Here is a 23,243-nt window from a genome sequence, read left to right on the forward strand (position 1 = left end):
CAGCACGCACCGAGCCCACAAGCCCGCTTCGCACAACGGAATTCGCAGGGCACTTGCTGGTAACAGCCCGCCTCTGAGCCCTCGTCGCGCGATCGGACGATCCGCCTCCACCGAAGCCTTGCGAGCGCACCGTTGGCTGCGTATGTTCCAGGCTGGCCATTAAAACGTTCAAACGAGGTGCGATGAGACCTACACCTGAGCAGGAAGACACCTCCGAGCACAGCAGTCTGCGGCGGCGAGCTCTGCTCAAGATGACCGCGGCGGCGGGTGCCGCGGCGGCGCTGTCGACGGCCACGGCCTCGGTCGCCGCGGCGGCGGGAACGCCGACGGCCACCGGCGCCACCGCCGCGAAGCCCGGCGGTGCCTTCGCCCGTTCGTTCGCCGCCCCCGCGGCGCGGGTACGCCCCAAGTTCCGTTGGTGGTGGCCGGACGCTCTCGTCGACCCGGAAGAGATCAAGCGGGAGATCGACCAGATCGCGGCCGCCGGATTCGGAGGCGTGGAGATCGCGGCCGTCACCCACAGCGTCTCCGAGCCGATCGACCCGTCCCGGCACGGATGGGGCACGCCGGCCTGGGTCGCCGCCGTCGAGACGGCCCTGCGTCAGGCCAGAAGGCGCGACATCGTCGTGGACCTCACCATCGGTCCCGCCTGGCCGGCCGCCGTTCCCGGCATCACGCCCGACAGCAGGGCCGCGATCAAGGAGCTGGCCCACGGGGTCGCCGTCCTTCCCGGCGGAACGGCGTTCACCGGGCCGCTCCCCGAGCCCGTGACCGCCCCCGGTTCCGGGGTGACCGCCCGCAGGACGCGGTCCGTACAGGCCGCCCGCGTCGTCGCCGGGACCTCGCCCACCGCTTTCCCCGCCCAGCTGGAGAAGGACTCGGTAACCGATCTCACCTCCCGCGTCTCGGTGGGCCGGCTCGAGTGGACCGCGCCGGACGACGGCACCTGGCTCGTCATCGCCTGCTACGAACGCGGCTCCGGACAGCGCCCCGAGGGCCCCGCGCACACCAGCCCGCTCAGCTATGTCGTCGACCACTTCAGCGAGGCCGGCACCCGGGCCGTGATCGACTTCTGGGAGAGCCGCATCCTCACCCCGCGCATGCGCAAGCTGCTGCGCGAGACCGGAGGCGCGCTCTACGAGGACTCCATCGAGATGGAGACGCACGCGACGCTGTGGACGCCGGCCGCGCCCGCCGAGTTCGAGCGCCGGATGGGCTACTCGCTCATGCCGTACCTGCCCGCGCTCCTCCAGACGAAGGAGAAGTACGCCTTCTCCTTCGACGCCGCCACCAACAAGGCCGTCCGCCGTGACTACATGGAGGTGGTCACCGAGTTGTACGTCGAGAACCACCTGCTTCCGGTGCAGAAGTGGGCGAACGGCCTCGGCCTCCAACTGCGCATCCAGCCGTACGGTCTGCAGACCGACGCGATGTACAAGGCCGCGCTGCTGGACGTGTCCGAGGGTGAGTCGCTCGGCTTCAAGAACCTCGACGACTTCCGCTGTCTGGCCGGCGGCCGGGACATGGGCGGCAAGCTGGTGCTGTCCAACGAGGCGGGCGGGACCGCCGGCGGCGCCTACGCGACCACCTGGGACGCCACGCTCAGAAAGCTCGTCACCCAGTACGCCGCCGGCGTCAACCAGGCCGTCTTCCACGGCTTCGCGTACGCCGACGCCCCGGGTGCGGCGTGGCCCGGGTTCGCCGCCTTCTCGCCGTACAACGGCGGGGCCGGCTACGGCGAGGCCTGGGGTCCCCGCCAGCCGACGTGGGGCCACACCGCCGACATCGCCGGGTACCTGAGCCGCACGCAGCAGGTGCTGCGGACCGGAGTCAACAAGGTCGACATCGGCGTGCTGTGGCAGAAGGGCTACGCCGGTTCCGGGCTCGGTGCCTCCTGGTTCAGCGGCGACGGCGTACCGGTCGGCTGGACGCACCTCTTCCTCAGCCCGCGTCTGCTCTCCCTGCCCGGCGCCGTCGTGCGCGACGGCCGGTTCGCACCGGACGGCCCGGCGTACAAGGCGCTCCTCATCGACGGCGACGTCATGATCGGCCGGGAGCACACACTGCAACTCGACGTCGCCGAGAAGCTCGTCGGCTACGCCGAGAAGGGCCTGCCGATCATCGTGATCGGCGACTGGAAGGACGGGCACGTGCCCGGTCTGCCGAAGTCGGGCGAGAACGAGCGCCTGCTGCGGCTGATCTCCGAACTGCTGGCGCGGCCCAGCGTGTTCAACGTCCCGGACCGTCCCGACGTACCGCGGGCCATCGCCGCGCTGGGCCTGAGGCGCGACGTCGAGTACGCGCAGTCGTCGATGCTCCTGCACGCCCACCGGGCCGACACGGAGGCCGACTACTACTTCTTCGCCAACGACTCCGTCAGCAAGAAGGGCTCGACCGGCACCCCGATCAGCCACGACGTCACGCTCACCACCCGCCGGCCGGACGTCGTCCCCTACGTGCTGGACGCCTGGACCGGAACGATCGAACCGCTCGCCACCTACACGCGGCTCGCCGACGGACGTATCCGGCTCCGCGTCGCTCTGCGGCCGGGAGCCACGACGATCATCGCGACGGCACGTCCCGGCACGTGGATACCCGGCCCCGCGCCCCGTCGGCACGCGACATCCAGCCAGGCGTCCGAGGTCCGTCTCGCCAAGAGCGGCCGGCTGGAGATCCGGGACACGCGGCCGGGCACCTACACCACCCACCTCCACGACGGCACCTCCGTCAGCGGCACCATCGAGAAGGTTCCCGAGCCGATGCCGCTCACCCGCTGGACGCTGACCGCCGAGGACTGGACGCCGGGCGCCGACGCGTCGAGCACCACCAAAACCCGGCGCGTCGTCGAGCTCGACGGGCTCAGGCCCTGGCCCGAGATCCCGGAGCTGACCGATGCCTCGGGCGTGGGCAGGTACCGCACCACGGTGAAGCTGGGCGCCGCCTGGACCGGCGGTCACGGTGCCCTGCTGGAACTGGGCGAGGTCTACGACACCTACCGGGTCACGGTCAACGGACGCACCCTGCCGCCCGCGGACCAGCTCACGACCGTCGTCGACGTCGGCCCCCACCTGCGCCGCGGCACCAACAGCATCGAGGTGGAGGTCGCCACCTCACTCCTCAACCGTCTCCGCGTCTCCAACGCCCCGGTGTTCGGAGTCGCCAAGAAGCAGGACTACGGGCTCGTGGGCCCGGTGCGACTCGTTCCGTACGGCCGGACCGCCGCCGACGGCTGACCCGGCCGCCCTCCGGGCGCGGGGCCGGTGGGAGCGCCCCTTCGCGACGCGCTCCGCGGCCGTCCCCGTGCCTCGGGTCCCGTGCCGGCCGGCTCCGTCACCGGCTCCGGGCGGCCTGCGTCCGTACCACCCGCATACCGAGCCCCTGCACGCGGTACACGCAGGTGTCGTCGCTCCACAGCGTCACGTCGGCGGTGGCCCATCGGCCTCGCGCGTCCTCACCGACGTCCAGGATCTCCATGTCCACCCTGATCAGCCGGGTCTCCGGGGTGATCTGGCCCCGGTACTTCCACGTGACCTCCCGACCGAGCATCACCGGCTCGAACCGGGGAGACGGGATGCCGTCCGTCAGGCCTCGTTCGATCATGTAGTACTGGAGCAGGCGGCACATCGCCTCGATGCCGAGGGACCCCGGCTGCACCGGATCCTGGAAGAAGTGCGCCTTGAAGAACCACTCCCCGGGGTCCACGTCCTTCTCCGCCCGCAACCGGCCGAGACCCGCGTCGCCCGCGTCCGGCCAGTAGGCCGTGATCCTGTCGAGCATCAGCAGCATGGGGCCCGGCAGCCGCGCCGGTCCGTCGAAGAAGGGTCCGGGACGTGTCGTGAGATCGACCGTGTGGTCGCACGGTGCGGTGAGCCTGGCCCGCTCGTCCGCCTGGACCGGGAGTCCCGCCTGTTGCTCGAAGGCCGTGTGCGGGAAGAACCCGAACACCGTCGACAACTCGAAGACGCACTCGCCGTCGGCCACGCACCGGACCGTGAACGACTCGATGAGCATGTCGCCGCCGCGCGAGACACTGGTCAGCTCGGCGTGGGTGCGCACGGTCCTCGTGGCGGGGGTGACCTCACCGGTGACGGTTCCGCGGCCGTCGAGGTTGCGGAACCGCAGATCGACCTGGCTGGCCCGGGCGCTGCCCACGTAGGTGGCCAGCCAGCCGCACGGTTGCAGGGCGATCTCCATGAGGACGGCGAAGGGCATCGTCCCGCCGTCGTTCTGTTCGAAGAACCAGGCACGGTCGGGGACGTCGTACTCGGCTGTCACGCCGCTGCCCTCGCGCATCCCGTTCAGCGGCCCTTCGACCGCGACGACGCGACTCATGAAGTGGTAGGGAGGTCCGGGCAGTCGTGCGGCCCTTCGAATGCCGTCGAAGCGCTCGTAGGCCGGGCCGAACGCCTCACTGGGCCTGCCCCACGCGCACGCCAGCAGCGAGGCGTAGTCGAAGGCGAAGCCGTCCACCACTGCCACCGCCGTGGGCTCGCGGTGCCCCACCAGGCCGCCGAGCGAGGCGACCGGTACCGGGGTGCCGCTGGTCTGCCTGGCCGGCGGGCCGAGCTCGCGCCAGTGGGTCAGTGGCCAGTCCGGCACCAGCCGGAGCCCGACCTGCCGACCGCGGAAGGCCCTGCACCCGTCGACGGTGCCCAGCACGTCGGCGTACAGGGTCGGCACCGGTCCGGCCGACACCCCGCGCACGAACACCTCGTACACGATGCGTCGGCTGTTCGGCGTGACCTGGCCCCGGCACTCGGCCGTGCCGGGAACGCCGTCGACCGGCTCGAAGCGCCAGCCGTCCCGGTCGAGGGTGAAACCCATGGCGGCCAGGTAGAAGGCCATCGCCTGCACGCAACCCTGGAGCATCAGGGTCCCTGGCATACAGGGGTCGTTCTTGAAGTGCCCGTCGAAGAACCAGTCGTCCCGCGCGACGGGGGTCTCGGCGCGCAGGTAGCCTCGGCCCCAGGGCCCGCCCGTCGGATCGAAGGCGGTGACCTCGTGCAGCAGCCAAAGCCGGCCCCCGTCGGTGCGCGGTGACCTCACATGGGCCGCGGCCCGCTCCCACCCGGGTCCGAAGCAGTCCGCGGGCCGCCCTTGTGAGAAGGCCCGCACCTGGTCCGCGGTGAAGGCGCCGTACTCGCAGCGGACGGCAGGCGGGTCGGTGGGGAGGTCGTCGCCGGGTGGGCTCTCGGCGGGGTCCCGCTGTACTCCGGTGCCGCGACGGAGTTCCTCCTGGGTGAAGAACCCCGCCTGGCCCTTGCGGACGCTGAGCCGGAGCCGGCCGTCGACATGGCAGTCGTAGTGGAAGAAGAACAGCCGGACGCCGTCGTGCTCGGCGTGTCCGTCGATGTGAATCTCGTACGACAGTGTCTCCCCCGCGCGCGGAGGGCTTCCGTGGTACGTCAGTTCGCAGCCCAGCAGCCGGTAGGCCCGCTCGCCCCGGGTCAGCAGGTCGATGCCCAGCCAGCTGATGAGCAGGAGGTCCGCCTGACCGCCCTCGACCATCAGGCTGCAGGGCATCCGGCCGGTGGGGTCGAGGTACCAGCTGTCGAGACGGACGTCGGTCTCCGTCCAGATGGTGCCCTTGTGGTTCGCCGGGCCGGGTGCGAGCAGTGCCCCCGGTTCGGCGTCGATGCCGGTGACGCGGTCGGTCAGCAGCATCGGCGGTTCGGGCATCCGGGTCTGCACCGCGTAGGCGTCCTGTGCGGCGAACTCGGGCCCGAAGAGGGCGGAGATCCGGCCCGACGCGAGCTGTTCCAACTGGGCCCGATCGAAGCTGGGCCCGGGCCGGGGCGCCGCCGGTGGCGGTGGCGATGGGAGGGGCGCGGCTGCCACTGGTGGGGCGTGTCCGAGGGCGGCGACGGTCTGCTCGGTGATCCGCAGGAACTGTGTGTGCAGCCGTGTCTGTCCGGCCATGACGTCCCGGTGGACCGCCGTCGCGCGCAGGGCGTGCCGGGCGGCCAGGGCGCGACGGTCCACCGGGACGGCGCCCGGCCCGCCGGGCGCGCCGGGTGCGGTGGGCACGCCGGGTGCGGCAGGCACGCCGGGTGCGGCCGCCGGGACGTACTGGCCGGGGTCCGGCACGGGTACGGGAGCCAGCCGGGGCGCCACGGGCAGGGTCTGCACTGCCAGGCCGATCGACGACGGCAGCCGGGGCTCCCCCGGTACTCGTACCTCCAGGGTCGGGCCGGTCCGCGCGTCCGCCTCCGGAGTGCTCCGCAGTGCGTCGGACAGCGCGTCGGCCCGCACGGGCACACCGGCTGCCACGAGTTCGGCCACGGCCAGGTACAGCTGTCGCAGGCCCCTGCCGGGCGGGGCGTCCAGGGCGACGGCCACATGCTCCCGGGCGCCGAGGACCCGTTTGATCCATCCGGTGCAGAGCCCGCCCGGCCCCTGCTCCACGAAGATCCGGACCCCGTCGGCCCAGGCCTGTTCCACCGTGCCGGCGAAATCGATCGTGCCGAGGCCCTGGGCGGTGATCGCCTCGGCGGCCCGCTCGGCCGTCGGGAGGTAGGCCTGCCGGTCGGCCTCGCTGTAGAACCGTACGCCGGGCACCTCGGCGGTGGGCCGCAGGTGGAGGTTCCTCCACTCCTCGCGGACCTCGGCCAGCTCCGGCGCGTGGGCGGCCACGTCGTAGTCGATCAGGATGGCGTTGCCGGCACCGAGTCGGTCCACGACAGCCGCGCAGGCCCGTGACTCCCCGCCGACGACACAGATGCCGGGTGCGTTGACCGCCATCAGGTGAACGGCTCGGTGTTCCGCGATCTCGTGCCTGACCTGTTCGAGGGGCGCGGTGACCAGGTAGCTGGACCACCGGGTCCCTCGCACACCGACGCGTTCCCACGCCCGTCGTACCGCGCGGAGTTCCCCGGTCAGTTCCCCGGTGAACAGGCCACTCTCCCGGGCGGCCGCGTACAGGCCCTCGGCGTCCGGCCAGGCCCCCAGGGCCACCAGGGCGGCGGTCTCGCCGGAGGAGTAGCCGATGGCGGCGTCCGGTCGCAGGCCGAGCAGCCCGCGGCACAGCTCGGTGTGGACCGTGGCGAGCCGGGCGGCACCGCTGATGCGGTCGAGCGTCGTCGGCCCGGTGCCGCCGGGGTCCACGGGTTCGGCGACGGCGCCGTGCCTGGCCAGGAGGGCCTCACCGAGTGAGGGCAGGGCGAGCATCAGCTCTTGTCCCATGCCCGGGTAGGCGGCCGATCCGTTGGTGTACACGAACCCGGTTTCCCCGGCCACCGGCGCGTCCCGGTAGCGCACACCGCCGGGTTTGATCCCTCCTTCGGCGAGCCAGCGCCGGGCGCCCTCCACGCACGTGTCGAAGTCGGCGTCGCCTTCGACGACGAGAGCCAGGCGGGCGGGACCGTCCCGGGACTCCGCCCCCCGGCCCAGCGCGGCCAGCACCTCCTGGCGGTCGCCACCGGAGAACACGTGCAGCCGCGGCACGGTTTCCCGGACCCGCGCCCGGACGTCGCCCGCACGCAGCCGGACGCGCGTGGTGGGGGCCTCCAGTGGCGTGACGACCGCCTGAGCGGTGCGCAGGTCGGCGCGCGGCTCGGCGGGGGCCCCCGGCCTGGGCACAGCGCGATGCAGCAGGGCGGTCGCGGCGACCGCGACGGACAGCAGTCCCTGGGCGGCGTGGACCCGGCCGAAGACCGACGCCGGATCGAACGTGGCCGCCTCGCCGTCCCCGACCAGCAGATCCGGCTCGCCCTCGCCCGCTCCCTCGCCCTGGTCCGCTCCCTCGCCCTCGCTCTCCTGGTCGAGGAGGGCGAGGACGGTGTCGCCGTCCCTGCGGGCGGCGGCGAGCGGTTTCAGCACCAGGACGACGGCCGCGTCCCCGGTCTCGGTCGCGTGGCCGAGTTCGCCCAGGGCGGTGCGGTGCACCGAGCCGCAGGAGAGATCGGTGGCGCCGACCAGCGCGGCATCGGCCTCGCCTGCCCTGATGGCCCGAGCCGCGAGGCGCAGCGCCACCAGGCCGGACGCCTCCTCCGCCGACACCGCGAAGCCGGGCCCCGCCAGGTCGAGTTGGGTGTTGATCCGGTTGGCCACAAGGTTGGGGAGGGCGCCGACCACCGGCTCCGCTCCCGTGGAGGACACGAACGCGTCCTGGGCGCGCGCGAGGAGGCCGGGGCCGACGTCGAACCCGGACAGCTCCGCCCAGTGCGGCAGTCTGCAGCGCGCGCCGACGCGTGCCGCTTCGGGGTTCACTCCCGCTCCGACGAGCACCATGGTCCGCTGACGGGGCAGCGACACCCCCCGCACGGCCTCGCGGGCGGCTTCCAGCACCAGAAGCTGAGGGGGCGAGGTGCTTTCCAGCGACACGGGCGGAAAGCACAGGTCCGGCAGTGCGACGTCGATCTTCGTGGTGGGACCGCACCGCTCACCGTCGAGGACGGCGCGACGGAAGTCCTCGGTGCCGGCCCCGTCGCCGACTCGCGCGCCGACGGCCACGATCGCGATCGCGGAATCCGCCGGGACGGCGAGATTCGGGGCTGCGGCCCCCGGGACGGCCGGGTCCGGCGCGGCGGAACCCGGGACATCGGGCCCCTGGGCGGCGGGACCCCTGACGCCGGGACCCGGATCGGTGACGTCCCGCACCGCTCGGAACGGGCCGGGGGCGCCGCCCGCGCGGGACGCCGCCCTGTCCCCCTCCCAGGCGTCGACGACCAGATGGGCGTTGGTGCCGCCGAAACCGAAGGCGCTGACCGCGGCCCTGCGGGTCCCCGGCCACGGCTCCGGCTCACTCAGCACGCGCAGCGGTGTGCCCTCCAGAGCGTCGAGGGGACGGTCGGCTCCGAGTGTCGCCGGACGGATGCCCGCGCGCATCGCCCCGAGCACTTTGAGCAGCCCACTCACGCCCGCCGATGCCAGCAGGTGGCCGACGTTGGACTTCACGGAGCCGATGGGGACGTCGTGTCCCTTCGCGAAGGTCCGCGCCATGCTCCGGGCCTCCACGGCGTCGCCGAGCGGGGTGCCCGTGGCGTGGCACTCGACGAGCGAGACCGTCTCGGGTGCGATGCCCGCCGTGGAGTACGCCAGGGCCATCGCCCGTTCCTGGCCCTCCTGGGCCGGGCTGAGCAGGCCGCTGCCGCGTCCGTCGTTGGACAGCCCGACGCCCCGGATCACTCCGAGGACGGGCGCGTCGGCCGCCAGCGCGTCGGGCAGCCGCATCAGGGCCACGAATCCGGCGCCCTCGCCGTGCAGCAGACCGTCGGCGTCCCGGTGGAAAGGACGGCTGCGACCGGACCTGCTCACCGCCGACAGGTCGCAGAACCCCACGTGCAGGAACAGGTTGTCGACCCGGTTCACCGCGCCGGCCAGCATCAGGTCGGCCGTGCCGTCGTGCAGGCGGTCGCAGGCGAGCTTGATCGCGTACAGCGAGGAGGCGCAGGCGGCGTCGAGCGCGAAGGCGCCCGCGCCGAGTCCGAGGGCCTTCGCCGCGAGGTGGGCGGGCAGTCCGGAGGAGAAGCGGTTGCGCGCGTCGGGTCGGACGCGGCGGGTGCCGGTCAGCAGGGCGTCCCGCACGTGCGGTTCCTGCTCGGACAGCCAGACGTGTTCCGCGTAGGCCGACCCGGCGCCCGTGGGGTAGGCGAGGTTTCCCAGTACGAGGCCGGTCCTCTCCCGTGGCCCCTGGTGTCCGGACTCCGCCAGGGCCTGCCGGGCACCGTGCAGTACCCAGTGGAAGAGCGGGTCCAGTGTCAGGATCCGTTCCGGGGCGACGAGGAAGCCTGTCGGGTCGAAGACCGGCTCGAAGCCCCGGACGTAGCCTCCGATGTCGGTCCAGGTGCGGTCGCGGTGGTCGTCGACGGTCCCCATGGCCCAGCGGTGCGGCAGCCGCCACCGCTCCTCGGGGACCGCCGACAGGCTGCGACGGCGTGCGGCGATGTTGTCCCAGAACGTGTCCGGGTCCAGCGCGCCGGGCAGCACACAGCCTCGTCCGACGACGGCGATCGGTTCGAATCCCATGCTGCTTCACTCCACGAGTCGCGGGCGTACGGATGAACGGGGGCGCGGGGCACGCCGGTTCAGTCGGGACGTCGTACGAGCTCCACCCCGAGCAGTTCCGTGCGCAGGGCGCCGTCCGGGTCGAAGAGGGCCACGTCGCACCGTGCGCCGGTGTCGTGCACCTTCCGGGCCCGCACCACGCACCGCAGGCCGTCCGGAGCGGGGCCGCGCCGGTGGACTCGGCACTCCGCGACGGCCATCGGCAGGGAAGCGGCCGCCAGGGCGTGTTCCGTCCACAGCAGGGCGAGTTGCAGCGCGCCGTCCACGGCCGCCGGATCGGTCCCCCAGTGGTCGTCGCCCCAGCCCAGCTCGGCGACGCCCACGACGGTCGCTTCCGCCCCGTCGGGCCGGACGCTCCCGAGGGCACGCAGTGCGTGGAACCGTGGCCCGTGGAAGAGGGTCCGCCCGTCGTAGAGCACGGCACGGCCCGTCGTGTCCGCCGGCTCCGTCGTCTCGGAGCCGGGCGCCCACGGCTCCCGCTCCGGGAGCGTCGCTTCGAAGTCCAGTACGGCACGGAAGTGCGACGCCCCGTCCTCGTCCCGCAGTTCGGCCTCCAGGCCCGACGGGGGGCCGACGTCACGGCGGCGACCGTGGACGGTGAGCCGGTGGCCGTCGTGTGCCAGCCGGGGCAGGGTGACCTTGTCGAGCACCCGCACGTCGCGCAGGACCGGCCCGCCCGCTGTGGGGCGCCAGGCTCCCGCCGCGCGGACGAACCACTCGAGGGCCATGGCCAGGGGCAGTACCGGCTCGTCGGCGACTCGGTGGTCGGTCAGATAGGGGTGCGTGGTGGACGTGATCCGGATCCGGGCGGGGGACGGATCACCCGCGCTGTCCGGTGTCGCGTCTCCGGCGCCGGCGACCAGCGCGATCCTGGTGTCGCGGTCCGCAGCGCCGAGTTCGGCGGTGAACGCGGCCGCGCCCCGGTCCACGGGGATCAGCTCGATGCCCGACCGGCCGAAGTGCTCGGCCAGCGCCGGGGTCACCATGCCGCCGCGCCAGGGCCCCCAGGCGATGGAGCGCACCCGGCAGTGAGGCCGCCCGGTCCGCTCGGCCGACGCCACGTGGTCGAGTACGCCGTTGGCCATCGCGTAGTCGCTCTGCCCCGCGTTGCCGAAGACCCCGGCGACCGAGGAGAACAGGCAGATCAGCTCGAGCGGGTCGTCGGCCGTCGCCTCGAGCAGCGTGCGCAGGCCGTCGACCTTGGTGGACATCACCCGGTCGAACTGCTCGTCCGTCTTGTCGGAGATCCGCTTGTCGGCCAGTACTCCGGCGCCGTGCACGATCGCGGTGACGGGGCCCCAGTCCGCACGCACCTCGTGCAGTGCGGCCGCGAGGGCCTCGCCGTCCCTGATGTCCACCGGCAGGTACCGGACCTGGCAGCCGGCCTCCTCCAGCGTGGCGAGCGTCGCCCGGACCTCTCGCGCGGCGAGGATCGCCCTCGCCTGCGCGCTGATCTCGGCGGGGCCGGTGCCGTCGGCTCGGCGCGCGCCGAGCAGCCGCACGAGTGCGGCCTCGTCGGTGGCCTCGGCCGCCCCGGCGGGCTCGGCCACCAGTTCCGTGCGGCCCAGCAGGACGACGCGGGGCTGGTGGGTCCTGGCGAGGTCCGCCAGGGCGGCCGCGGTCACGCCCCGCGCTCCCCCGGTGGCCACGATCACCGACTCCGGGCCGATGCCCGTCGGCGTGCCCTGCTCCAGCGGTGCCGCGACGGCGCGCGGGACGACGCGGGTGCCGTCCGCGCGCAGGCCGGCCTCCGGGGACGGTCCGCCCTCCAGGAGTTCTGCCACGATCGCCTCGGCGACGGCCTCGGCGTCCCGGCCGCCGCGCTCGCAGTCGATCGCCTTGACGGACGCGGCCGGCCACTCCCTCGCCGCGGTCCTGGCCAGGGCGGCGAGGCCGCCGAGCCATGCGCGGCCGGGGGCCCTGCCGTCGAGCCCGAAGTCGCCCCCCGTGTCCTGCACGGTCACGAAGGCTCCTCCGGTCGCCTCCATGCGCGGCGCGACCGAGCGCGCCGTGCGCAGGGCTTCCCGCAGGATCCGCCCGGCCTCCTCAGGGGCGGCGACGTCGGTCATTCCGCCGAGATGGACGACGGCGCGTGCGCCGTCGGGGACCCGGGTCGCGGTCTTCGCCCGGATCCCGCGACCGGTCAGTTTTCCGGCCACCAGGGCGGCGAGCCGAGAGGGGCCCCCGACCACCGACACGGGCCCGTCGTCGAGTCCGGCCATCTCCAGGCCGGGCGCGGGCGCGGTCACCGTTCGCAGGGCCAGCCGCCTGAGTTCCACCGGCTCCGGTGGTCCCTCCTCCACGGCGGGCGGCTCGGACGGGGCGAGCGCCTCGGACGGGGCGAGCGCCTCGGACGGGGCGGGCGGCTCGGACGGGGCGGTCGCCTCGGCGACGGGCGCGGCGGCCGTGGTGAGGGCGTCGACGATCTCGCGCAGGGTGCCGAGCCTGCCCAGCGCGGCGACATCCCCGGTCGGCAGGTCGCCCACCCGCTGCCGGACGGCGGACAGGATCTCCACCCGCTTGATCGAGTCGATGCCGAGGTCCGTCGCCAGCTCCATGTCGGCGTTGAGCATGGAGACCGGGTATCCGGTGCGTTCGGCCACCACGGACAGGAGCAGTTCCTCCAACCGGTCCGGGGTCGCGGCGGGCGGTGCGTCGGCACGGTCCGGAACGGAGCGGACGGGGGACTCGGGTGCGCGGGCGGACGGCACGACGGGGGCCGCGGGCGGAGCCGGCGTCGGGGGCAGGAGGTCGGTAGCCGGGATGGTGGTCCCGAGCTCGGTGGCGGGGTCGGGAACGGGAGGCGCGAACGGGGTCGGTGGTGCCGCTGCGACGGCGGGCGACCAGGACGGCGTGGGCCGTGCCGGGGTGTCCTCGCGCCCGGAGCCCAGGAGCGCGGTCAGCGTCGTCTCCGTCATCTTCAGGAACGCCATATGGCTGTCGGCCAGCATGCGGTGGCAGGCGACGTGGGCCTCCGCCGCCTGCCGCTGCACGCTCTCCACCATGGCCGCCCAGTGGGGGCCCGCCGGGAGCGCCGGTGCCGCGTCGGTATCAGTACTGGTGTCGGTGTCGGTGTCGGTCGGAGCCGGTACGGGCTCCGCGGCCGGTACGAGCACGGGGGCCGGTACGGACGCACGGGCCGGTGCGGGCGTCGGCAGGCTCCGCGGCGGGTTCGGTGGGGGCAGTTCGGGCGCCCCGCCCGCGGGGGGATACGGCTGACCGTAATTGGCACCGCTGATCTGCACGGTCATGCGCGGCTCGCGCTCCTTCGCTGCTGTTCCTGACGGCCCGTACGGCGCCCAGAGGAATTCGTAGTCCAACCGCACGCCGCGCACGGCGAGTTCACCGAGCGCGTTGTGCAGGGTGCCGGCTGTGTTCTGGCCCCGGCGGTCCAGGGCGGCTGCCGTGTGCTCGCGGTCACCGAGGATCCGCCCGACCAGGCCGGTGAGTGCGGCCCCCGCGCCGACCTCGACGAACGTCCGCACACCCGCGGCGTACATCGCTTCGACCTGCTCGTGGAACAGCACGGGCGAGGCCAGGTGCTCGGCGATCCTGCGGCGCACCTCGTCGGGGTCCCTCGGATACGGCGACGCGTCCGCGTTGCCGTACACGTCCAGTACGGGAGCCGTGAGCGTCGTGTCGCGCAGGAAGCGGAGGAGCGGCTCGGCCGCGGAGGCGACCAGCGGGCTGTGGAAGGCGTGGGAGGTGTCCAGCCGACGAGAGGAGATGCCTCTGGTGAGGAACTCCCGTTCGGCGGCTTCGATCGCCCCCGTCTCGCCGGACACCACGACCTGGTCCGGCGCGTTGTGGTTCGCCGGCCAGACTCTCCGCACGCCTGCCTCGTCGAGGACGGCCGTCACCCGGTCCAGACCGGCCGACACCGCCAGCATGGCCCCGGGGGTGCCGGCCGCCGCCCGCATCAGCTCGCCCCGTGTGCGGGCGAGGGCGACCAGGGATGCGGCGTCCAGGGCTCCCGCGGCGTGCAGGGCGATCAGCTCGCCGAAGCTGTGGCCGCCTACGCAGTCGGGCCGCAGTCCGAGACCGCGCACCACCTCGAGCAGGGCCACGCTGTGCACGGCGAGCGCCGGCTGGGCCCACTCGGTGGCGTTCAGCAGGGCGGCTCGGGCTTCCCGCTCCTCGTCGGTGAAGCCGGGAGGGGGGAACACCACGCGGTGCAGTGCCCGGTCCTCGTACCGGGCACCGCCCAGGCGGTCCCAGACGCCCTGGGCGGCGGGCGCCAGCATGGCGAGGTCCGCGCCCATACCGACGTACTGGGAGCCCTGCCCCGGAAAGAGGAAGGCCACCTTGCCGGGGGCGGGGGCTCCGGTGGCGTAGTGCGTCCCCGGGACGGAGAACGCGGTGTGCGGTCGCTGCCGGACGGCCGCGGCGGCCCGCGCGAACTTGTCGCACAGGTCGTCGGTGTCGGCGGCGGACACGGCCAGGCGTACGTCGTCGGTGGGTCCGAACCCGGCCTGGCTCTCCCGCGCGATCTCGGCGAGTGAGCGGCCCCTGTCGATGGTCCGCTCCAGCAGGGCGGCCGGCGAGGGGGCGCTGAACAGGACGAGTTCCGTGGGCGCGCTCCTGCTGCGCCACGCGCTGCGGCCAGGCAGCCCTTCGGACGGTACGTACTCCTCCAGGGCGATGTGGAAGTTGCTGCCGCCGAAGCCGAAGCTGGACACCGAGGCCCGTCGTGGGTGGCCGGGCGCGCGCACCCAGGGGCGTGCCTCGGTGTTGACGTAGAAGGGGTTGTCCCGTGTCCGCATCGCGGGGTCGGGCCGCTCGACCTTGATGGTCGGCGGCAGCACCTGGTGGTGCAGGGACATGACCGCCTTGAGCAGTCCGGCGGCGCCCGCGGCACACTTGGTGTGGCCGATCTGCGACTTCACCGAGCCGATCGCGCACCACTGCCGCTCCGGACGCCCGTTCGTTTCGAACACGGTCCGCAGTGCGGCGAGTTCGGCGGCGTCTCCGGCCTTCGTACCGGTGCCGTGGGCCTCGACCAGTTCCACGGTGCCGGGGTCGTACCCCGCCTGCTCGTACGCGCGCCGCAGCGCCCGCGCCTGGCCCTCGGGCAGGGGCGCGTAGATCGCCGTCCCCTTGCCGTCGGACGAGGCGCCGATCCCCCGGATCACCGCGTGGATCCGGTCTCCGTCACGTTCCGCGTCGGACAGCCGCTTGAGCGCGTACATCACGACGGCCTCACCGAGCATCGTGCCGTCGGCCGCGTCGGAGAAGGGCCGGCAGTCCCCGGTGGGTGACAGCGCGGGCGTCTTGGAGAAGCACATGAACGTGCCGATGTCGTTCAGGGTGTCGACACCACCGCTGACCATCAGGTCGGCACGGCCCAGCGCGAGTTCCGCGACCGCGGCCGAGAGCGCGGCGAAGGAGCTGGCGCACGCGGCGTCGGTGGTGTGGTTGGTGCCGTGCAGGTCGAACCTGTTGGCGACGCGTCCCGCGACGACGTTCCCGAGCAGCCCGGGGAAGGTCGACTCCTGCCAGGGCGTGTAGTGGTCCCGGATGGTGTCGCACACGGCCTGGGCCTCTGCCTCGGGGACGCCGTGCTCCCGCAGCGCCTTCAGCCACACGGGCCGTTGTGTCCGTCCCTGCATCTGGCCCAGCAGTTCCAGGGACGTCGCGCCGAGGACGACGCCGACCCGTTCGCGGTCCACACCCGACAGCCCGCCGGCGTCGGTGAGGACCTGGTCGGCCACCATCAGGGCGAGCAGCTGGCTGGTGTCGGTGACGGGGAGGGTGGCGGGCGGGATCCCGTAGGCCAGCGGGTCGAAGCCGACCTCCGGCAGGAACGCCCCTCTGCGCGCGTAGGTCTTGTCCAGTGCGGCGGGGTCGGGGTCGTAGTGGTCCTCGACGAGCCAGCGCGACGGCGGCACGTCCGTGATCAGGTCCCGGCCGGAGAGGACGTTCCGCCAGAACTCGGTGGTACTCGTCGCGCCCGGGGCCAGGGCGCCGATACCGACCACGGCCACGGGCACCTGCGGGGAGTGGGGGGCGGTCACGGGCTCCTCCTGTCGTGGGACGCCGTCTTCCGGGTCCGGGGTGTGGGCCGCGGTCACGCGAGCCTGCGCGGCGTGTAGTCGAACGCCGCGGCCGGAACCGGGACGCCGTAGGTCCGCAGCTGGTGGGCCCGGGTGACGACCGCCGCGCCTTCGAGGAGGTTGAGCGCGATCTGCACCACGGTCCGGTTCGCCCGCTCGGCGAGGAAGCCGCCTGCGGTCCACCGGTTGAACGCGCCCATCGCCGGGCCGCACCAGAGCTGGTAGTCGGCGCGCCGGGTGGTGTCCCCGTCGATGGCCCAGCGGCTGGAGCTGCCGAGGTACCAGCGGAAGACCAGCGCCATCCGGTGCTTGGGATCACTCCGGGCCCGGGTGATCTGCTCCGGGTCGCGGGCCTGCCAGAACCGCTCGGTCCTTTCCCAGACCTCGTCGACGGAGGCCCGCAGGATGTCCCGTTCCAGTTTCGTCCGTACCGCCGACGGGAGTTCCTCCAGTGACGGGTACGCCCGGTAGGCGGCGTACAGCTGTGCGGCCCTGGGGGCGAACATGGTGCCCCGGCGGAGTACCTGGAGGGTGACGCCCAGCTCGAACATGTCGGCCGCGGGGGCCATGGCCACGTCGGCGATGTCCGCCTGGGCGAGCATGGCCTTGGCGTCGTCGGAGATACCGGCCTCCGTGGCCGTCTGGTTCACCGATCCCGTCACCACGTAGCCGGCCCCGAGCGCGAACGCCGCCGCCACCCCGGCGGGTGTGCCGAGCCCTCCCGCGGCACCGATCCCGATCGGGCGCCGGTAGCCGAGGCGCCGGGTGATGTCGTCGCGCAGGGCCAGCACGCGGGGCAGCGTCGAGCCCAGCGGCCGGTTGTCGGTGTGCCCACCGCTGTCGGCCTCCACCGTGATGTCCTCGGCCACCGGTACGCGCGCGGCGAGTTCGGCCTCCTCGCCGCTGAGCTCGCCCTGCTCCACGAGCCGGCGCAGCAGGTCGTGCGGAGCGGGCGAGAGGAACTTCTCGGCCACCTCGGGCCGGGAGATCTTGGCGAGGATCCGGGTGGGCCGCCGGATCCGCCCGTCGCCGTCCCGGCGCAGTCCGCGGGTCGCGCACAGCACCGCGGCGGGGGTGAGTTCCATGTACGCCGACAGCGACACGCAGGGCACACGGTGGTGCAGCAGCAGCTTGGCGACCCGGAGTTCGAGTTCCGGTTCGGCCGGCGAGTGGATGAGGTTCACGCCCCAGTTCGTCCTGCCCTCGAGTCGGCCGGCCAGCTCGCGCACGGCACGCTCGACCTCGGGCAGTCCGAGGCCCGCGGCACCGAAGAACCCGAGCATGTCGGCCCGGGCCATCTCGGAGACCATGCGGGTGGTCGCGATGCCGTTCGCCATCTCGCCCGCCACATAGGGGAAGCGGACGCCGTGCGCCTCGCAGAAGGTGCGTCCGCCGAGCCACTCCGGATACAGCGGCGGCAGCGTGCCGACGACCTCGCCGGCCGGCCGGGGGCCGGGCGCCAGGCCGAGTGCCTGTCGGGTGCTGTCGGTGACGATGTGGACGTGCTCCCGGATCCGCCGGGTGCCGGCGGTGACCGCTTCGGGTGAGAAGTCCGGTGGACGCGCGTCGGTCGTGCCGGGCCGGGCGGGAGCGGACAAGGGCGGGCTCCAAGGGAAGGCGTGCGTACGAGGAAGTCGGTGGGAGGAAGGGCCGGGGGCGGGGGGCGCTCAGTGCGGGCGGCCCACCGCACGTGCGCCTGCCGGACGGGCCGGGCGTGTCGGGCGGAGACCGGACAGCAGGTAGTCGACGTCCACCCGGGCGGCCGGCCGGGGTGGCCCGAGCAAGGTGCGCGCCCGGGTGTCGTCGTAGCGGCGGAGGTGGCTCAGGTAGGGCCGGATGCCGGGATAGAAGTCCATGGACGCTTCGAGGGGGGACAGGTCGGCGGGTCTGCTGTCGACCAGGCGGGCCCGAAGTGGCACGAGCCGCTCCATGAGTTCGGTGACGGCGGACACGGGAACGTCGTGGTCGTGGACGACGTGATAGGTGTCGACCCTGCCGGACGGCTCCCGGTCGGCCAGGCACGCCATGGTGGTTGCCGCCTCCTCGACGGGCATCATGTTCAGGTGGCCGTAGCGTCGGCCGACCAGTCGCACCACGGGGAGGTCGGGGCCGGTGGGGCGCGATCCGGCGAGGCCGGCGGCACGCAGGGCGTCCCGCACGAGCTGGTCCATGACCTGCAGCGGATGCCGGGGCAGCTCCGGGTGCGGTGGCAGGTCGGTGACCAGGATGCCCGGCCGCAGGACGACGGCGGGACGGCGGTGTGTCCGCGCCCAGGCGTGCACCAGGGCTTCGGCCTCGTACTTGGATCGCTCGTAGGAGTTCTCGAAGCCGAAGCCGTCGTCGAGTTCGTCCTCGTAGACGACACCCTCGCGTCGTGCTCCGGCCACGAACGCGGTGCTGACGTGGTAGATCACCGGCCGGCGGCGGCCTGCGGCGGCCAACTCCAGTACGGACCGCGTGCCTTCGACGTTCACGCGGCGCAGCGAGGGGAGGTCGCCCTCCAGGTTGATGGAGCCGGCGCTGTGCCAGATGGCGTCGAGTTCGTCGGCCAGCTCCGCGAACCGCACCGCCGGAATCCCCATGCGCGGCCGGCTCAGGTCGGTGGGCACCACCCGGATCCTCGCCGGGAGTCGCGCGGTCAGTCGTTCCGGTGCTCCGGTCAGCTCGAGGAACCGGGCGATACGGCCGAGGGCGTCCGGGGACGCCGCGTGGGTGAGCACGGTCAGTGATCCGTGCCGCTCCAGGAGGCACCGCAGCAGACGGAGGCCGAGGAATCCGGTGGCACCGGTGAGGGCGACGTTCACGACCGCGGCTCCCCCGGGTCACACCACGCGGAAGCGGACGGAAGCAGTCGCTCTCGCACCACCGGATCGCCCATCCTCATCCCGAACCCCTCCCCCTCGGACGCGCCGAACGCACGTCGAGCACAGTGGCAGGGAGAAGGGGGAAAAGGAGCCCGCATCCGCTCATGCTCATCCTCGCGAGGGCTGCCCTCACCCGAGGGTTGACGAACTGGCGCCCGATCATGTCATCCGACTGTGTGAAAGGTCCTCCCGAGGCCATGCTTCCCGGCGCGAGTGGCGTCTAGCTTGTGCTGTCAGCCCCGATGTAGGCCGTTCGAGCGAACGGAAGCAGGATGACCATGGCCGCGGATGTGCGTACTCACCCCATCGACCGAGCGTATCTCCGTTTGGAGCGGGCCCGTCCAGAGGCCCGCTGGGACACCGGCGGCATCGCCTACCTCAGCGGCCCGCCCCCGCGGCTGGAGGATTTCCGGGCCTATGTCGGAGCGCACCTGCCGCGTCTGCCCATGCTGACCCACCGGTTGGAGCGGACCGCGCGGCCCCCCGTGTGGCGACGGGACGAGACCTTCACGCTTGAACGCCATGTCCACGAAGTGGGGTCGGCCGGCCCGGACGCGTCACGGCCGCCCCTGGAGACGGCCCTGGAGACCGCCCTGGGTGCACCGCTCCCCCGCGACACTCCCTGGGGGGTGTGGCTGGTACACGGCGCGGCGCGCGACGAGTACGCCATCTGCTACCGGTTCGACCACGTGTGCCAGGACGGCGTCGCCGCCGCCCTCGCCTTCCGTACCCTGCTCGGTACCGGTGAGCCCGCCCGCAGGCCGCCTCCCGCTCCGCCCCGCCGCGCGGACCGCCTGCGCAGGACGGCCGTGGCGCTGGGACTCGGGGCGAAGTTCGCGTTCGACGTCCTGACCGTCCCCGGCCGGCGGCCCGCGGCGCCCTTCGTGCCCAGTGGACGACGGCGGCTGCTGCGGGCCCGGGTGCCCCTGGAGAGGTTGCGGAACATCGGCGCGGTGCGGGGGGTGTCGGCGAACGACGCCCATCTCACGGCGCTGGCGGGTGTCCTTGACCGGTGGTCACGGGAGGCGGGCGTCGGCCTGCGGCGCGTGTCGGCGCTGCTGCCCGTGGACGCACGCGGGCCCGACGAGGAGCAGACCTGGGGAAATCGCACCTTCGCCGTCCCCGTGCGGCTCCCGCTGTCCGAGGACTCGCCGTCGCGACGGCTGGAACTCGTCGCCGAGCAGACCTCCGCGGTGAAGCGGAGCTCACGGCGGCAGGCCATTCACGACCTGGTCAGATACATGCCCGCCGGACCCACGGCCTGGTACATGCGGCAGATCATCTCCCCGGACGTCACGGCGATGATGGCCACGTCGGTCCCGCTCGCCGAGGGCGGCGCGCTGGGCGCCACCAACGTCACGGGAGCCGCCCTGCTGCCGCTGCTCCTGCCGGGCCACCTCTTCGGCGTGGGTCTGGCCTTCTTCGGCGACCGGGCCGAGGCCTCCTTCCTGGTCGACCACGCGCTGCCTCTCGGCGAGCGGTTGCCCGGCCTGTGGACGGATGCCGTGGAGGAACTCGAGCGGAACCTCGCACCGCCGGCCTGACGGCGCCACGGAGGCCCGGGAAGCCGGTGGTGACCGGCGGCCCGTAGATCGGGTCCGGTCACCACCGGGGCGTCCTGTTCCCCGTACGTCTCGTCGGCCCGACGCGTAACGTGCGGCCGCATGGAAGCGCAGCCGCACCCCCCGTCCCCGCCCGGCGCCACCCGGCGCCGGGCCCGTGACCTCGGCATCGTGATCGGACCGGCCGGCACCGGGCCCCTCGACGCGATCACCGATGTGCCGGGCGTCCAGGTCGGACACACCACCGTTCGCCGGCAGCCCGACGTGCACAGCGGAGTCACCGCCGTCGTGCCCGACGTCGTCAGTCCTCGGGCGCCCCTGCCGGTCGGGGTGTTCACCGGCAACGGCTACGGCAAACTCATCGGGACCACCCAGATCGCCGAACTCGGCACGCTGGAGACCCCGGTCCTGCTCACCTCCACCCTGTCCGCGTTCCGCGTCGCCGACGCCCTCGTCGGCTGGGTGCTCGAGCGGCCCGGATGCGAGGAGGTGCGGAGCCTCAATCCCGTGGTGGGCGAGTGCAACGACGGTCTGTTGTCCGACATCCGTGCACGACCCGTTCACGAGGAGCACGTCCGGGCGGCCCTCGACACGGCATCCGGTGGGCCGGTGGCCGAGGGGTGCGTCGGTGCGGGGACCGGCACCGTCGCGCTGGGGTTCAAGGCCGGCATCGGGACCGCCTCGCGCATCTGCGTCCTGGCGGGCCGGTCCTTCACGGCCGGCGTCCTGGTGCAGGCGAACTTCGGCGGCACGTTGCGGGTGCTCGGACACACCCTGACTCCGCGGTCCATGGGCGTCGGGTCCGACGGTGCGGTGCCGGCCGCGGACACCGGCTCGTGCATGATCGTGGTGGCCACGGACGCCCCTCTCGACGCCCGGCAGCTCACCCGTGTCGCACGGCGCGCGGTGTTCGCCCTGGCCCGCACGGGCGCGGCCTACAGCCATGGGAGCGGCGACTACGCCATCGCCTTCGGTACGCGACCGGGCGGCGCCCCCGTGGCCGATGCCGAACTGGGCCCGCTGTTCGAGTCCGTCCTGGACGGGGTCGAGGAAGCGGTGCTCAATTCCCTGCTCGCGGCGACCACGACCACGGGCTTCGGCGGCCGGACCGTACCCGCGCTGTCGGCCGACCGCCTGCTCGACACCCTCGCGTCCACGCGGGGAACCGTGTCGTGACCGCCCTCAGCGTGGCACCGGCCGGGGCCGGGCACCCGGTTCGTCCCTCGCGGCGTGCGGCCCCCGGTCTCGGATCATCGACATGAGCAGCCCGTGTGTCTCGGCGTCGGCGGCGGCCACCAGGCCACGGCCCGCACTGCCGAGGGGAGCACCGTCGACTCCGGTGACAACGCAGCCGGCGGCCCGGCACAGAGCGATGCCGGCGGCGAAGTGCACGCTCTCGGTCAGGTCCCCGCCGTCGGTGACGTAAGCGGCGCGTTTTCCGGCCGCGACCCAGGCCAGCGCCAGCGTCGTGGACACGACCCGCGGCCGGAACCGTTGGACGAACGCGGGGTGAGCGAGCAAGTCCACCGCCCGGAATCCGGGAGCGCCGGGGAAGGGCGGATCCAGGTTCACGTCGACCAGCTTGGTGGCCGCCGACGGTATGAGCGGTGCTTCACCTCCGTCGCGCCGAACCCGAGCGGTGTTCCCGTCGGTCACGTAGACCTCGCCGCCGAACGGATCGGCCACCGCCGCGGGGCCGCCGCGCAGTACCACGTTGACGGCCACCAGCAGGTTGCCGACGGCGTAGTTGAGCGTGCCGCACAAGGGGTCCACCAACCACTGCCGCGCCGCGTCGGCCGGCCCCCGCCGCCCTCCCTCCTCCCCGAGCACCGCGTCCCCGGGCCGAGCGGCACGGATGACACCGAGAATCGCCTCCTCGGCCGCCACGTCGGCGTCGGTGGCGAAGTCTCCGGCACCCTTGTCGAAGCGGGTCAGCCGCTGCCCGTATCGGGCGTGCACGACCTCCGCGCCCGCCCGGGCGGCGGCTGTGGCTACCTCGGTATCGTCAGGACTCGCAGGGGAGTTGATCACGGCGTGCAGAGTACCGGCGACACACCGCGCGGTACATGGATCCGGTCGGGAACTGTCACGGCCGAACGAGAACGGCGTCACGTGGAAGATATGTATCATTCACATGATATGCACCATGCGCGGCCAGGATTCGGTGTGGCCCCTCGCATTCAGCGGTCATGCGCGATGGCGAGCGGGAACCGACGGCGGGACAGGACCAGGAAATGAGCGAGCAAGAACGCCGGCTGAGTGATCTGGAACGGGAACTGACGCTGCTGTCCCGGCACTTCGTCGCTTCGCGCGGCCCTCGCATCGGTCAGAGCCTGGAACGCTCGGCCTACGTGCTGCTGACGCGGCTGGAGACCGGTGAACCGCTCACACTCAAGGAGCTGGCGCACACCTTCCAGGTGGATGTCTCCACCATCAACCGGCAGGTCAGCGCCATGCTCCGCAACGGCCTCGTCGAGCGGATCCCCGACCCCGACGGGGGCATGGCACGCAAGTTCCGGCCCACCGCGCTCGGCCTGGAGCGCCTGGAGGCCGACCGGGCCGTCAGCCGCGCGGGGACCGCGCGTCTCGTCGAGGCGTCCGGATGGGCGGGCGATCAGACCCAGCAGTTCCTCGACCTGCTGATCGAGCTCAATCAGGGCATCGAGCATCTGGAGGGACTCGCGTGGTCCCGCACAGGCACCGGCACCGATACCGGCACTCAGTCATCCTCAGCCGACAAGTGACCCCCCTCGAACCAG

At 73.1% G+C, this 23,243-nt stretch carries 9 protein-coding genes; 4 read left to right on the forward strand and 5 right to left on the reverse strand.

The window, feature by feature from the left end; translation table 11 throughout:
- Positions 1–182: 182 nt before the first annotated feature.
- Positions 183–3,233, forward strand: coding sequence for a glycosyl hydrolase (locus QC283_RS09440; RefSeq protein WP_279560938.1), 3,051 nt, complete (start codon positions 183–185; stop codon positions 3,231–3,233).
- A gap of 97 nt (positions 3,234–3,330) precedes the next feature.
- On the opposite strand, the gene QC283_RS09445 is transcribed toward QC283_RS09440, so the two are convergent.
- The 4 genes from QC283_RS09445 to QC283_RS09460 form a co-directional block, all read right to left on the reverse strand.
- The gene (locus QC283_RS09445) at positions 3,331–9,966 is read right to left on the reverse strand and encodes a type I polyketide synthase (protein WP_279560939.1); all 6,636 of its coding nucleotides are present in this window, start codon (positions 9,964–9,966) and stop codon (positions 3,331–3,333) included.
- A 59-nt stretch (positions 9,967–10,025) separates the two neighbouring features.
- Complete coding sequence (locus tag QC283_RS09450) at positions 10,026–16,019, reverse strand: type I polyketide synthase (RefSeq protein WP_279560940.1); 5,994 nt, start codon at positions 16,017–16,019, stop codon at positions 10,026–10,028.
- Between the two features lie 53 nt (positions 16,020–16,072).
- Positions 16,073–17,656 carry a PfaD family polyunsaturated fatty acid/polyketide biosynthesis protein gene (locus QC283_RS09455; protein WP_279560941.1) on the reverse strand — a complete coding sequence of 528 codons (1,584 nt, stop codon included), beginning with the start codon at positions 17,654–17,656 and terminating at the stop codon, positions 16,073–16,075.
- A gap of 69 nt (positions 17,657–17,725) precedes the next feature.
- Positions 17,726–18,862: an SDR family oxidoreductase gene (locus tag QC283_RS09460; protein WP_279560942.1), complete on the reverse strand. Its 1,137-nt coding sequence runs from the start codon at positions 18,860–18,862 to the stop codon at positions 17,726–17,728.
- 332 nt (positions 18,863–19,194) lie between these two features.
- Between QC283_RS09460 and QC283_RS09465 the strand changes: the two genes are divergently transcribed.
- Both QC283_RS09465 and QC283_RS09470 read left to right on the forward strand, forming a co-directional pair.
- Positions 19,195–20,466: a wax ester/triacylglycerol synthase domain-containing protein gene (locus QC283_RS09465; RefSeq protein ID WP_279560943.1), complete on the forward strand. Its 1,272-nt coding sequence runs from the start codon at positions 19,195–19,197 to the stop codon at positions 20,464–20,466.
- 120 nt (positions 20,467–20,586) lie between these two features.
- Entirely contained in the window at positions 20,587–21,660 is a 1,074-nt protein-coding gene (locus QC283_RS09470; RefSeq protein WP_279560944.1) for a P1 family peptidase, read from the forward strand.
- A gap of 6 nt (positions 21,661–21,666) precedes the next feature.
- Here the strand turns inward: QC283_RS09470 and QC283_RS09475 are convergent, their stop codons facing one another.
- Complete coding sequence (locus tag QC283_RS09475; RefSeq protein WP_279560945.1) at positions 21,667–22,515, reverse strand: inositol monophosphatase family protein; 849 nt, start codon at positions 22,513–22,515, stop codon at positions 21,667–21,669.
- 203 nt (positions 22,516–22,718) lie between these two features.
- Here QC283_RS09475 and QC283_RS09480 point away from each other — a divergent pair, with 203 nt between their 5' ends.
- Entirely contained in the window at positions 22,719–23,228 is a 510-nt protein-coding gene (locus QC283_RS09480; protein ID WP_279560946.1) for a MarR family winged helix-turn-helix transcriptional regulator, read from the forward strand.
- Positions 23,229–23,243 lie beyond the last annotated feature (15 nt).

It is taken from the genome of Streptomyces sp. DH41 (genome assembly GCF_029813785.1).
GTDB lineage: Bacteria > Actinomycetota > Actinomycetes > Streptomycetales > Streptomycetaceae > Streptomyces.

What these genes read in the sequence shown, in the direction of transcription:
- QC283_RS09440 (WP_279560938.1), top strand. Translation starts at nt 183, where the DNA reads ATGAGACCTACACCTGAGCAGGAAGACACCTCCGAGCACAGCAGTCTG.
- QC283_RS09445 (WP_279560939.1), bottom strand. Translation starts at nt 9,966, where the DNA reads ATGGGATTCGAACCGATCGCCGTCGTCGGACGAGGCTGTGTGCTGCCC.
- QC283_RS09465 (WP_279560943.1), top strand. Translation starts at nt 19,195, where the DNA reads ATGACCATGGCCGCGGATGTGCGTACTCACCCCATCGACCGAGCGTAT.
- QC283_RS09470 (WP_279560944.1), top strand. Translation starts at nt 20,587, where the DNA reads ATGGAAGCGCAGCCGCACCCCCCGTCCCCGCCCGGCGCCACCCGGCGC.
- QC283_RS09480 (WP_279560946.1), top strand. Translation starts at nt 22,719, where the DNA reads ATGAGCGAGCAAGAACGCCGGCTGAGTGATCTGGAACGGGAACTGACG.